Source organism: Pseudomonas sp. NFACC42-2, from assembly GCF_900116055.1.
Classification (GTDB): Bacteria; Pseudomonadota; Gammaproteobacteria; order Pseudomonadales; family Pseudomonadaceae; genus Aquipseudomonas; species Aquipseudomonas marginalis.
Map to the genome: position 1 here is coordinate 17,812 of NZ_FOZO01000018.1, position 12,541 is coordinate 30,352.

Here is a 12,541-nt window from a genome sequence, read left to right on the forward strand (position 1 = left end):
TCAACCCTGGCCGGAGCCTGTTACCGCATGCCACATCCCGACACCTTGCCCGCCGTACTCGCCGGCCCTCTGCTGCGGCGCCTGGAACCCCGGCGCCTGGTGCTGTGGCTGGTGGGGAGCCGGGCATTGCCCCTGAGCCTGAAACTGCACTGTGCCGAACAGTGCCTGGACATACCGCTGGGCCAGGACCGGTGCCAGGTCGTACCGGTGGGGCGCCAGGCGTACATCCATCTGATTGATGTACGGTTGGACGAGGCGCTGCCCCAGGACGTAGTCATCCACTATGACCTGCTGGTCGACGACGCCGGCATTGCCGAGTGGGCACCGCACCTGCTGTACACCGACACACACTGCCCAAGTTTCGTACTGCACAGCCACATCCATCAGTTGGTACACGGCTCGTGCCGCAAACCTCACCACAGCGCCGACGAAGGCCTGCTCTGCGTCGATCGGCTGCTGGCGGATGCGCCTACCCCAGCCGACCGCCCAGCCTTGCTGATGATGAGCGGCGACCAGGTGTACGCCGACGATGTGGCCGGGCCGATGTTGCGGGCGATCCATGGGCTGATTGCGCGCCTGGGCCTGTTCGACGAGTACCTGGAAGGCGCCGTGGTAGACGACAGCGCCAGCCTCTACGGGCATCACGCCAGCTACTACCACCGCGCGGACCTGCTACCCGCGCTGGACAGCAATGAGACCCTGCGCGAACGTTTTTTTGGCGGCGTGAAAAAGCCGATTTTCACCAGCAGCACCGCCGACAATCACCTGGTGACGTTCGCCGAAGTCATGGCAATGTACCTGCTGGTGTGGTCGCCCACCCCCTGGTCCCTGATCACCGTACAGCCACCGCAACTGAACGCCGATGAAGCTGCGCGCTATGCCCGCGAACAGGTGCAGGTGGATAAATTTCGCGACGGCCTGCCGGGCGTGGCGCGGGTATTCGCCCATCTGCCCACCCTGATGATCTTTGACGATCACGACATCACCGACGACTGGAACCTCAGCGCGCAATGGGAAGAAACCGCCTACGGCCATCCGTTCTCCAGACGCATCATCGGTAACGCCCTGCTGGCATACCTGCTGTGCCAGGGCTGGGGCAATAACCCGGACGCCTTTGATGAGCTGGTGGGCCACAGCCAGCGACTGGCCAGCCAGGCGCAGAACAATCATTTGGACGCCCAGGCACAGGATGCTTTGCTCGCGGCGTTGCTGAAGTTCCAGCAGTGGCACTACGTGCTGCCCACCACGCCGGCCCTGGTGGTGCTCGACACCCGCACCCGGCGCTGGCGCAGCGAATTCACCCTCAAGCAACCGTCCGGCCTGCTGGACTGGGAAGCCTTGAGCGAACTGCAACAGGAACTGCTCGACCATCCCTCGGCCATCATCGTCTCCCCCGCGCCGATCTTCGGCGTCAAGCTGATCGAGACCGTGCAGAAAATCTTCAGTTGGTGCGGCCACCCGTTGCTGGTGGACGCAGAAAACTGGATGGCCCATCGCGGTGCAGCCCAAGTGATCCTCAACATCTTTCGCCACTCGCGCACACCGGGTAACTACGTGATCCTCTCGGGCGATGTGCACTACTCGTTCGTCTATGAAGTGCTGATCCGCCATCGCAACGCCGGCCCCAGGATCTGGCAGATCACCAGCAGCGGCATCAAGAACGAATTCCCGCCGCGCTTGCTGGAATGGTTCGACCGCCTCAACCGCTGGCTGTACTCGCCGCGCTCGCCCCTCAACTGGTTCACTCGCCGCCGCACCATGCAGGTGGTGCCGCATATCCCGGAGCATGCCGAGGCCGGTGAACGGTTATGGAATTCGGCAGGCATCGGCCAAGTGTTCTTCAACGAGCGGGGGCAGCCTGACACGATCTACCAGCACAACGCCGATGGGAAGGCGCGTACCAGGATGATCGCGCCGAAGCAATAGCCCATGGCCACCCTCCTGCAGCCGTCCATCCGCCCTATTCAAAGCGCACAAGCTCCGTTGTACAGTAGCTCCAGCCACGGAGTATCGGCATCAATATGACTGGCCTTGGATGCCAGCCCATGCAAGGAGCGCACAGATGGACGATACCTCCGACAACGGCAATTTCTCGCACCTCAATGCCGACATGCTGCATACCGTGCTGGAGCTGGTCAGCGACGGCATCTGGGACTGGAACGCCAATACCGGGTTCGTCTACCGCAACCCGGGCTGGTACGAAATGCTGGGCTACCCCCGCCATTCCCTGGAAAACAGCGTGTTCACCTGGGAGACCGTCATCCACCCGGAAGACTACCCCCACGTGATGACGCTGTTCGATGACTACATCCACCGTCGCGCCCCCCATTATCAAATCGAATACCGTTGCCGCAAAAAAGATGGCAGCTACCTGTGGATCGAAGACCGGGGCTACGTGATTGCCCGTAACCCCGATGGCTCGGTGGCGCGGATGGTCGGCGCCCATCGCGATATTCATACACGCAAGTGCTCCGTCGAACAGCTGGAGCGGCGCAACCAATCCCTTGAGGCGCTGGTGGCCGAGCGCACGCGCGAATTGTCACGGGTCAACCAGCAGTTGCAATTGCAGCTGGACGAAAACCGCTCCCTGGCCGAACGGGATGCCCTGACCCTTGTTGCCAACCGCTATCGCCTGGAAAAAGTCCTGCTGGAAGAATGCGACCGCGCCCAGCGTTTTCGCCTGCCGCTGGCATTGATCGCGATGGATATCGATGATTTCAAACCGATCAATGACCAGCATGGTCACGGCGTGGGCGACCAAACGCTTTTGCAGGTAGTGGAATGCCTGGAAAGCTGCCTGCGCCCAGGCGACCTGCTCGCCCGCTGGGGTGGCGATGAGTTCATCGCGGTCCTGCCCAAAAGCGCACTGGAAACCGCCAGGGCGCTGGCCGAGAAAATCTGCCAAAAGATGCGCAAGATCCCGATGCGTGGCGGCCTCCCCGTCACCCTGAGCGTGGGCGTAGCCGAGCGCCGTATGGATGAATCCCCCAGCGCGCTTATGGCGCGTGCCGATCAGGCGTTGTATCGCGCCAAGGCAGCGGGCAAGGATGGGGTGTCGGCGTAGCATCGACGGGGCTACGGCGTTGCCAAAAACGACCTTTTGGCAACAGCTCCTTCCGATTTGGAATGACCCGGCGACTTTATTTCGTTTGCGGCAGGGCCTGGCCCACGGCTTAGATAAAAGCACGCCCGCCACTGCCGAGTCCGAGATTCATGAGCCGCGAAACCATCAGCCAGTCGATTTCCATCGTTCATCCCATCAGCCTCAGCCATGGCAGCAACGCCGAGGTCTGGGACACCACGGGCAAACGCTATATCGATTTTGTCGGCGGGATCGGCGTGCTCAACCTTGGCCATTGCCACCCGGGCGTGGTGGCGGCGATTCGTGAACAGGCGACGAAATTGACCCACTATGCGTTCAACGCTGCACCACACACGCCCTACATCGAACTGATGGATCGCCTGACCGGGTTTATCCCGGTGGACTACCCCGTCAGCGGCATGCTCACCAACAGCGGCGCGGAAGCGGCAGAAAACGCCTTGAAGATCGTGCGCGGCGCCACCGGCCGCACGGCGGTGATCGCCTTTGACGGTGCCTTCCACGGCCGCACCCTGGCCACCCTCAACCTCAATGGCAAGGTGGCGCCCTACAAACAGAAGGTCGGCGTCCTGCCCGGCCCGGTGTATCACCTGCCCTACCCCAGCGCCGATAACGGCGTGAGCTGCGCTGAAGCGCTGAAAGCCATGGACCGCTTGTTCAGCGTGGAAATCGACGTCGGTGACGTCGCCTGTTTCATCATCGAGCCGGTGCAGGGCGAAGGCGGTTTCCTGGCGCTGGATATCGAGTTTGCCCACGCCCTGCGGCGTTTTTGCGATGAACACAACATCCTGTTGATTGCCGATGAGATCCAGTCGGGCTTCGGTCGCACCGGCCAGCGTTTCGCCTTCTCACGCCTGGGCATCGAACCGGATCTGATCCTGCTGGGCAAAAGCATCGCCGGCGGCGTGCCGCTGGGCGCGGTGGTCGGGCGCAAAGCCTTGATGGATAACCTGCCCAAAGGCGGCCTCGGTGGTACTTACTCGGGTAACCCCATCGCTTGCGCGGCGGCATTGGCCACCCTCGATGCGATGACGGACGAACACTTGCAGGCCTGGGGCTCGCAGCAGGAAGAAGCGATCGTCGGTCGCTATGCCGCCTGGCGTTCGCAGCTCCTGTCGCCGTACCTGGGCCGCCTGACCGGCGTCGGTGCCATGCGTGGCATCGAACTGGCCAACGCCGACGGCACGCCCGCGCCCCGGCAACTGACCCAATTGCTGAGCCTGGCGCGAGACGCCGGGCTGTTGTTGATGCCCAGCGGCAAGTCGCGGCACATCGTGCGCTTGCTGGCACCGCTGACCATCGAGCCTGCGGTGCTGGAAGAAGGACTGGATATTCTCCAGGCGTGCCTGAAGCAGTTGGTTTGACGCCCTGCATTCGCCGGTCGGCAGCCTTGACCTGATCCCCCTCCCCGCTGAAAATGCGCGACGCTTTTTTGTCTTCCGTTTACTGAAGTAGTGAAATTTCAATGTCCGATTCTTACACCGAACAATCCGCCGAAGAATCCGTAGCCGCCTTGCACGCCAAGGCTGAATACGAAAACGCCATCAATCTTTCACAGCATGTGCCAGCCGCCAAGATCATCAGCGAGATGGTGCTGGACGCCTTTCACACCTCCAAGGAAAGCGACCAGATCCGCGAACTGCGCGTGGCCATCCGTCAGGCTCACGACGCCTTCGACGACGACAAGGCCTACGACCTGATGGGCCAGCTCAAGCAGCTCAAGGACGCCGAAGCCGCTGACAACCTCGCCCTTGAAGACCTGAGCGGCAAGTTCTCCATCAGCCGCATCCTGTCGAGCTTCAAGGATGATCCTGAGTTTCAGGAGCTGGTCTACGGGCTGGCCCTCAAAGTGCTGAACCAGTCTCACCAGGCCATCAGCAACCCAAGCGCCGGCAAAGGCAAGGCCGCTCGCCCCAAGAAAGAAGCCGAAGTGTTTGTGATCAGCAAGGACGGCACCAGCGTCACCCTGCCGCTGCGCACGCCACGCTCGCGGTTGAACGTCGACCGTGAGGCGTTTGAGTTCCTGGGCTTCAGCTTTGTAGGCGAAGGCGACGAAGCCGAGCTGGAGGTTGAAAGCTTTGTGGATAACGCCGGCGTCGAGCAGCCGCTGAGCCGCAAGAGCGTGATTACTGCGCTGCAACAGCAGACGGCGTTTGAGGGCTACAGCATCGCGCAGCAGTGACATCCCTGAACTGAATGTGGGAGGAAGAAATCCTCCTCCCACATCGGCGCTAGACCGTCGCCGCAAACACCTCGCGAAACCGCTCCATCTCCCGCTTGTTCCCCACCGTCACGCGCACCCACTGCGGCCAGTTTTTCCACACCCGCCCGATGAACACGCCCTGTGCGGCAAGCTTGTCGATGACCTGCTCGGCCGGTTGCTTCACATCGATCATGAAGCAGTTGGCCTGGGACGCCGTGCAGGTGAAGCCACGGCCCTTGAGCCAGGTGATTGTTTCATCGCGCAGCTGGGCATTGAGCGCCTTGCGTTGCGGCAGCAGCTTTACGTCTTCCAGGCTGGCGAGGCCGCCGAGCAGGGAAGAACCCGCCGGGACATTGTCACCGCCGAACACCGCCAGCCGTTCCAGCAGCGCCGGGTGGCCGATCGCCAGGCCCAGACGGGCGCCGGCCATACCGTAGATTTTCGAGAAGGTGCGCAACACCAACAGGTCGTCATGGTCCTTGACCCAGCTCACCACGCTTGGGGTGTCGGCGAAGTCGATGTAGGCCTCGTCCACCACCAATACGCTGCCTTTGGGCTTGTTCGCCAGCGCCTGGCGAATAGCCTCGGTGGAGGTGATGGTGCCCGTCGGATTGTTGGGATTGCAGACATAGAGCATCCCCGCCTGGGGATCGGCGGCGAGCATGGCGGGAACGTCGTGGGCGTGGTTGGCGTCAAGGTCCACTTCGCGCACCGGCGCCTTACGGGACTCGGCGGCCTGGCGCGGTACTTCGTAGGACGGCGTGGCCATCACCAGGCCGCGGGTTTCGCTGGTGAACGCCAGCACCGCGTAGCGCAGCGCGGCCATGGAGCCGGCGAACACCGCCACCTGCTCTTCGGCAATCCCGTGCTGCTGGGCAAAAAGGCCGGCCAAGGCGTACATGTGTTTGTACGGATACCGCCCGGCTGTCGCGATGCCGCCCTGCATCGCTTCGCGGGCCGCCGTCGAAGGGCCGTAGGGGCTTTCGTTGTAGTTGAGCAGTACCTTGTCAGCCTTGGTCGGCGCGGGTGCGGCGAGCGCCCAATCCAGGCGCCCGAGCAAAGGCAGGGCGGCGCCAAGAGCGAGAAGGGATCGACGACTAACGCTGACCATGGTGACTACTCCTTGTAGACGGGTGAGGAATTCGCACAGCTCTTTATAGAAGGGTATGACGAGACAACGGACGAAGGATTTAACCGAGCCGCCATGAAAAAGCCCCGTACGGCTTGCGAAGACGGGGCTTTTTTCTGGCCAGGGTCTGCTACGTATTGGGGTCAGTTCAGCTGCAATTTCTGCTTCAGGCTCTGCATGACCGCTGCCTTGTTCTGCAGGTAGTCATTCAAGCCACGTGCACGCAGGTTGCACGCATCGCATTCGCCACAGCCGGTGCCGATAATGCCGTTGTAGCAGGTCAGTGTCTGCTCGCGAACCAGGTCCAGTTGCTGGTGGTAATCCGCCAGTGCCCAGGTCTCAGCCTTGTTCAGCCACATCAACGGGGTTTCCAGGCGTACGTCGTACTCCATCCCCAGCTTGAGCGCCTGGTTCAAGGCTTTGACGAACTCATCGCGGCAATCGGGGTAGCCGGAGAAGTCGGTTTCACACACGCCGGTGATCACCGTCTCGGCCTTGACCTGATACGCGTAGATAGCCGCCAGGGTTAAAAACAGAATATTGCGGCCCGGCACAAAGGTGCTCGGCAGGCTTTCTCCGGAGCTGTTCACGGTAGGCACCGGGATGTTGTCGCGGGTCAGGCTGCTGATCGCCAGTTCGTTGAGCAGCGACACGTCCATCACTTTGTGAACGGTGGCCCCCAGTTGCTTGGCCAACTGCCGGGCGACTTCGATTTCCGCCACATGGCGCTGACCGTAATCGAAGGTGATGCAGTGCACTTCGTCATACAGCGGCAGCGCCTGGATCAGGCAGGTGGTCGAATCCTGACCGCCACTGAACACCATAACGGCTTTTTTACTCATCACTTTGCTTCCTGCAGGGGGGAGGGTTGGGTCGTAGTTTAAAGGTCACTCAATAAAAAACCCCGCGCTTCTTTCGAAGGCGGGGCCTTTTTATTACTCAGACACTCAGTGGGCGTAGGTCAGCAACAGCTCTTTCGGCACTTGGAAATCCAGGGACATCATCACGCTCAGCGCGGTGATGGTGAAGATCGAGAACACGAACAGCTTGCGCGCCCAGACGGTGTCGTCCACCGCCTTGTAGCCGGTCCAGGCCATGTACAACCAGTACATGCCCATGGCGGCGGCGACGGCAAGGTAGCTCATGCCGGCGTAGCCACTGAAGGTCAACATCAAGGTCGCCACGAGGAAGGCCAGGATGTAGAGCAGGATGTGTTTCTTGGCGACCTGGATGCCACGCTTGACCGGCAAAACCGGAATCGACGCAGCCAGGTAGTCGTTGAAACGGAAGATCGCAATGGCGTAGGAATGCGGCATCTGCCACAGGCTGAACATCACCAGCAGCACCAGCGCAGCCATGTCGAAGCTATTGGTCACAGCCACATAACCAATCACCGGCGGCATCGCCCCCGACAGACTGCCCACCAGCGTGCCGTGCACCGACTTGCGCTTGAGGTACAGGCTGTAGAGGCCGACGTAGATGACAAAACCGATCACGGCAAACAACGCCGCCAACGGGTTGGCCACCTGGTACAACAGGGCCACACCGGCAACACCCAGGACGGTCGCGAAGATCAGTGCCAGCTTCAGGGAGATCAGGCCCTGGACCAGAACGCGATTCTTGGTGCGCTCCATCTTGATGTCGATGTCACGGTCGATGCAGTTGTTGAACACACAACCGGAAGCTACCACCAGGGACGTACCGATCATCGCAGCCAGGAAGATGGCCAGATCGACATGTCCCTTGGAGGCCAGGAAGAAACCGCCCGCCACAGAAAGCACGTTACCGAAAATGATCCCCGGTTTGGTGATTTGGATAAAGTGCTTAAGCGACATCGGGTCTTACCTCACTTCGCCATCATGAACGTATGGATGCTGAACATGATCCATATCGACAGGCCAACCAGCAGCAGGATTACTATGCCCGCGAACACGAACGCAACCACGTTATCGCGCTGCTCTTTAGAGCGATCCAGGTGCAGGAAGTACACCAGGTGAACCAGAACCTGAATCACCGCGAACGCCAGCACGATCATCAAAGTGATCGATTTCGGCAGGGTCGGGTACATCACCAGACCGAACGGGATAAGCGTCAGGATTACCGACAGGATGAAGCCGATGGCGTACGACTTAACGCTGCCGTGGCTCGCATCATGGCTGTCATGGTCATGGGAGTGTGCATTAGCCATTACAGAGTCCCCATCAGGTAAACAACGGTGAAGACGCAGATCCAGACCACGTCCAGGAAGTGCCAGAACAGGCTCAGGCAGCTCAGGCGGGTCTTGTTGGTGTTGGTCAGGCCGTGTTTATTGACCTGATACATCATCACCGCCATCCACAGCAGGCCGGCCGTTACGTGCAGACCGTGGGTACCTACCAGCGTGAAGAACGCCGACAGGAAGCCGGAACGGTGCGGGCCGTAGCCTTCGGAGATCAGCAGGTGGAACTCGTTGATCTCCATGCCGATGAAGCCCAGGCCGAACAGGAAGGTCAGTGCCAACCAGCTCAGGACGCCTTTCTTGTTGCCCTTGTAGAAGGCCAACATGGCGAAGCCGTAGGTGATCGAACTGAACAACAGCAAGGCGGTTTCGCCGAGCACGTAAGGCAGTTCGAAGATGTCGTGGCCCGACGGGCCACCCGCAACGTTGTTTACCAGTACCGCGTACACCGCGAAGATCGACGCAAACAAGATGCAGTCGGTCATCAGGTAGAGCCAGAAACCGAAAACGGTCATCGGCCCCGAGTCGTGGTGATGGTCATCGTGCCCATGGTCATCGACATGGGCGTGTCCAGCATTGGTCACTAAGTTCGACATGGTTTAAGCCTGTTCCAACGAGGTTTCTACACGGTTGGCCGGGATTTTCTTCTCGGCGACCAGGCGAGCGTGCTGCTCGGCTTCGATGCGCTCGATCGTTTCGACCGGCACCATGTAGCCTTGATCATCACGTGCTGCGTGGACAATGAAGTAGCCGATGGTGCCCACCAGGCTCACGATTGCCAGCCACCAGATGTGCCAGATCATCGCGAAACCGAACACGGTCAACAGCGCACCCATCACCACGCCAGTGGCGGTATTGCTTGGCATGTGGATCGGTTCGTAGTGCTTGGGCTTCTGGTACGCAGTACCGTCTTCCTTGGCTTCGGTGAACGCATCGATGGTGTTCGCAGTCGGGATCACGGCGAAGTTGTAGAACGGAGGTGGCGACGAGGTCGACCATTCCAGGGTGTGGCCATTCCATGGGTCGCCGGACTCGCACATGTTCTGCTTGCGGTCACGCACGCTGACATACAGCTGGATCAGCTGGCAGGCGATACCCACGGCGATCATCACCGCACCGAACATGGCGACGTACAGGTACGGCACCCACTCAGGGTTGGTGGTGGCGTTCAGACGACGGGTCATGCCCATGAAGCCCAGTGCATAGAGCGGCATGAACGCAACGAAGAAGCCCGAGATCCAGAACCAGAACGCAGCCTTGCCCCAGCCTTCGTGCAGCTTGAAGCCGAACGCTTTCGGGAAGTAGAAGCTGAAACCAGCGATGTAGCCGAATACAGCACCACCGATGATCACGTTGTGGAAGTGAGCGATCACGAACAGGCTGTTGTGCAGTACGAAGTCAGCACCCGGAATGGCCAGCAGTACGCCGGTCATGCCGCCGATGGCGAAGGTCACCATGAAGCCCAGGGTCCACAGGACCTGGCTGGTCATGCGCAGACGGCCGTGGTAGATGGTGAACAGCCAGTTGAATAGCTTCACCCCCGTCGGGATGGAAATCAGCATCGTCGCCAGGCCGAAGAAGGCGTTGACGCTGGCCCCCGAACCCATGGTGAAGAAGTGGTGCAGCCACACCATGAAGCCCAGTACGGAGATTGCGCCCGATGCGTAGACCATCGAGTGGTGACCGAACAGGCGCTTGCCGGTAAAGGTCGAGATCACTTCGGAGAAGATACCGAACGCTGGCAGGATCAGGATGTACACCTCAGGGTGACCCCATGCCCAGAACAGGTTCACGTACATCATTGGATTGCCACCAAGTTCATTGGTGAAAATGTGGAAATCCAGGTAACGGTCAAGCGACAGCAGCGCCATGGTAGCGGCCAGGATCGGGAACGAAGCCACGATCAGGACGTTGGCCCAGGTGCAGGTCCAGGTGAAGATCGGCATGTCCATCAGTTTCATGCCAGGGGCGCGCATTTTCAGGACGGTGGCCAGGAAGTTGACCCCCGTCAGCGTCGTCCCGAGTCCTGATAACTGTAGCGCCCAGATGTAGTAGTCCACACCCACGCCAGGGCTGTACTGGATACCCGACAATGGCGGATACGCAACCCAACCGGTCTTGGCGAATTCGCCGACACCCAGGGAAACGTTGATCAGCACCACGCCGGAAACCAGCAGCCAGAAGCTCAGGGAGTTCAGGAACGGGTAGGCAACGTCACGCGCACCGATCTGCAACGGCACTGCAAGGTTCATCAGGCCGGTGAAGAAAGGCATCGCCATGAAGATGATCATGATCACACCGTGGGCGGTGAAGATCTGGTCATAGTGTTCAGGCGGCAGGTAGCCAGGCGAACCTTCGGTGGCCATGGCCAACTGGGTACGCATCATGATGGCGTCGGCAAAACCACGCAGCAGCATGACCATGGCAACGATGATGTACATCACGCCGATTTTCTTGTGGTCGACCGACGTCAGCCACTCGGTCCACAGGTAGGTCCACTTCTTGAAATAAGTGATTGCTGCAAACAGTGCCAGACCACCCAGCGCGATCATGGCGATGGTAATCATCACAATCGGCTCGTGGAACGGGACCGCATCCCAACTTAATTTACCAAACATCGTTTACTCCTCTGCCCCAGCAGTTGAATGCGAGCCCGTGTCAGAACCTTCAACCGCGGCCACTTCTTTCTTCTCGTGCTTGACCGGCTTGCCTGGCTTCATACCTTCGTACTTGTCGACGATTTTCTGAAACAGGTTCGGCTCATACGCGGAGTACAGGGCGACAGGGTTGTTCTGGCTTGGTTTGGTCAGGGCGTCGTATTCAGCTTGATCAAGCTGTTTAGGTGCGGCCTTGACTTCGGCTACCCAGGCGTTGAAATCTTCCTGGCTCGTCGAGATCGCTTTGAATTTCATGCCGGTGAAGCCAGCGCCGCTGTAGTTCGCGGAGATGCCTTCCATTTCAGCTTTTTCGTTGGCGATCAGGTGCAGTCGGGTCTGCATGCCTGCCATCGCGTAGATCTGACCGCCCAGGGCAGGGATGAAGAACGAGTTCATCACGGCGTCGGAGGTGATCCGGAAGTTAAGCGGGGTGTTCTCAGGGAAGCGAATCTGGTTAACCGTGGCGATACCCAGGTCCGGGTAGATGAACAGCCACTTCCAGTCCAGCGCGACCACTTCGATGTTGATCGGCTTGACGTCGGACTCCAGCGGACGGTACGGGTCCAGCTCGTGGGTCGACTTATAGGTGATGTAACCCAGGGCGATGATGATGAGGATCGGGACCAGCCACACCGCGATTTCGATCTTGGTGGAGTGCGACCACTTGGGCGCGTAGGTCGCGCTGGTGTTCGACGCGCGGTATTTCCAGGCGAAGGCAAAGGTCATGATGATCACAGGCACCACGACCAACAGCATCAGCAGGGTGGCAGTGATGATCAGGTTTCGTTGATCCAGACCGATCTGTCCTTTTGGGTCCATCAAGGTCCACTTGCAGCCTCCCAGCATTAACATCATGCCAAGCAGCGGCAAAAAGCCTAGTAATCGGGGGTACCTGTTTTTACTCATCTCACGACCTCTAAAGCAGCTTGCGCAATGCAGTTGGGTTTTGATCGCCAACACTTCACCCTGCCAAGGGTTGGCATTTCTCTTCGATTGAATAAGAGCCTGCCCGGCACGCCATATAACGGAGCGTTTCACGGACCTGCGGTGAGTTCTTATTCGATTTCGTGGTTAAAGGCCTTGTTACAGACCAATTCCCTTTGGTGCGGATAGTTGAAAGGCTGCCGGAACCTTGGGGTCGCACAGAGCCGTCCATCTGCCCCTCGACCGCTCCAGTGCTCAAAGATTGAGCAGCACCGGACATTCAGTGCGGGCGATTGTAGTTAGCTAGCGA

Annotated in this window: 11 protein-coding genes; 4 read left to right on the forward strand and 7 right to left on the reverse strand. The window is 59.7% G+C overall.

Annotation, left to right across the window (positions count from 1 at the left end; translation table 11 throughout):
- Window positions 1–27 precede the first annotated feature (27 nt).
- The 4 genes from BM416_RS23900 to BM416_RS23915 all read left to right on the forward strand — a co-directional run bounded on the left by BM416_RS23900 (window position 28) and on the right by BM416_RS23915 (window position 5,282).
- Window positions 28–1,926 (forward strand): alkaline phosphatase D family protein, encoded by a 1,899-nt coding sequence (locus tag BM416_RS23900; protein ID WP_092489678.1) that lies wholly within the window; start codon window positions 28–30, stop codon window positions 1,924–1,926.
- A 136-nt stretch (window positions 1,927–2,062) separates the two neighbouring features.
- Complete coding sequence (locus tag BM416_RS23905; RefSeq protein WP_092489679.1) at window positions 2,063–3,064, forward strand: diguanylate cyclase domain-containing protein; 1,002 nt, start codon at window positions 2,063–2,065, stop codon at window positions 3,062–3,064.
- A 149-nt stretch (window positions 3,065–3,213) separates the two neighbouring features.
- Complete coding sequence (locus tag BM416_RS23910; protein WP_092489680.1) at window positions 3,214–4,464, forward strand: 2-aminoadipate transaminase; 1,251 nt, start codon at window positions 3,214–3,216, stop codon at window positions 4,462–4,464.
- 101 nt (window positions 4,465–4,565) lie between these two features.
- Entirely contained in the window at window positions 4,566–5,282 is a 717-nt protein-coding gene (locus BM416_RS23915; RefSeq protein ID WP_092489681.1) for a hypothetical protein, read from the forward strand.
- A gap of 49 nt (window positions 5,283–5,331) precedes the next feature.
- On the opposite strand, the gene BM416_RS23920 is transcribed toward BM416_RS23915, so the two are convergent.
- The 7 genes from BM416_RS23920 to cyoA all read right to left on the reverse strand — a co-directional run bounded on the left by BM416_RS23920 (window position 5,332) and on the right by cyoA (window position 12,213).
- Entirely contained in the window at window positions 5,332–6,414 is a 1,083-nt protein-coding gene (locus BM416_RS23920; RefSeq protein WP_092489682.1) for a pyoverdine biosynthesis transaminase PtaA, read from the reverse strand.
- Window positions 6,415–6,575: 161 nt separating this feature from the next.
- A complete protein-coding gene (gene queC / locus BM416_RS23925; RefSeq protein ID WP_027607619.1) occupies window positions 6,576–7,274 on the reverse strand; it encodes a 7-cyano-7-deazaguanine synthase QueC in 699 nt (232 codons plus the stop codon).
- 105 nt (window positions 7,275–7,379) lie between these two features.
- On the reverse strand, window positions 7,380–8,267 hold the full coding sequence (cyoE, locus tag BM416_RS23930) for a heme o synthase (protein WP_027607620.1): 888 nt from the start codon (window positions 8,265–8,267) through the stop codon (window positions 7,380–7,382).
- 11 nt (window positions 8,268–8,278) lie between these two features.
- Window positions 8,279–8,620: a cytochrome o ubiquinol oxidase subunit IV gene (gene cyoD / locus BM416_RS23935; protein WP_065925996.1), complete on the reverse strand. Its 342-nt coding sequence runs from the start codon at window positions 8,618–8,620 to the stop codon at window positions 8,279–8,281.
- On the reverse strand, window positions 8,620–9,246 hold the full coding sequence (locus BM416_RS23940; RefSeq protein ID WP_010206435.1) for a cytochrome o ubiquinol oxidase subunit III: 627 nt from the start codon (window positions 9,244–9,246) through the stop codon (window positions 8,620–8,622). Before BM416_RS23940 ends, cyoD begins: the two co-directional genes overlap by 1 nt.
- A 3-nt stretch (window positions 9,247–9,249) precedes the next feature.
- Entirely contained in the window at window positions 9,250–11,268 is a 2,019-nt protein-coding gene (gene cyoB / locus BM416_RS23945; RefSeq protein ID WP_092489683.1) for a cytochrome o ubiquinol oxidase subunit I, read from the reverse strand.
- Window positions 11,269–11,271: 3 nt separating this feature from the next.
- A complete protein-coding gene (cyoA, locus tag BM416_RS23950; protein ID WP_027607622.1) occupies window positions 11,272–12,213 on the reverse strand; it encodes a ubiquinol oxidase subunit II in 942 nt (313 codons plus the stop codon).
- Window positions 12,214–12,541: the final 328 nt, after the last annotated feature.

Bases quoted from the DNA above. Each gene is read 5' to 3' on its own strand.
- cyoD (WP_065925996.1), bottom strand. From the start codon at position 8,620: ATGGCTAATGCACACTCCCATGACCATGACAGCCATGATGCGAGCCAC.
- cyoE (WP_027607620.1), bottom strand. From the start codon at position 8,267: ATGTCGCTTAAGCACTTTATCCAAATCACCAAACCGGGGATCATTTTC.
- queC (WP_027607619.1), bottom strand. From the start codon at position 7,274: ATGAGTAAAAAAGCCGTTATGGTGTTCAGTGGCGGTCAGGATTCGACC.
- BM416_RS23920 (WP_092489682.1), bottom strand. From the start codon at position 6,414: ATGGTCAGCGTTAGTCGTCGATCCCTTCTCGCTCTTGGCGCCGCCCTG.
- BM416_RS23940 (WP_010206435.1), bottom strand. From the start codon at position 9,246: ATGTCGAACTTAGTGACCAATGCTGGACACGCCCATGTCGATGACCAT.
- BM416_RS23905 (WP_092489679.1), top strand. From the start codon at position 2,063: ATGGACGATACCTCCGACAACGGCAATTTCTCGCACCTCAATGCCGAC.
- cyoB (WP_092489683.1), bottom strand. From the start codon at position 11,268: ATGTTTGGTAAATTAAGTTGGGATGCGGTCCCGTTCCACGAGCCGATT.
- cyoA (WP_027607622.1), bottom strand. From the start codon at position 12,213: ATGAGTAAAAACAGGTACCCCCGATTACTAGGCTTTTTGCCGCTGCTT.
- BM416_RS23910 (WP_092489680.1), top strand. From the start codon at position 3,214: ATGAGCCGCGAAACCATCAGCCAGTCGATTTCCATCGTTCATCCCATC.
- BM416_RS23915 (WP_092489681.1), top strand. From the start codon at position 4,566: ATGTCCGATTCTTACACCGAACAATCCGCCGAAGAATCCGTAGCCGCC.
- BM416_RS23900 (WP_092489678.1), top strand. From the start codon at position 28: ATGCCACATCCCGACACCTTGCCCGCCGTACTCGCCGGCCCTCTGCTG.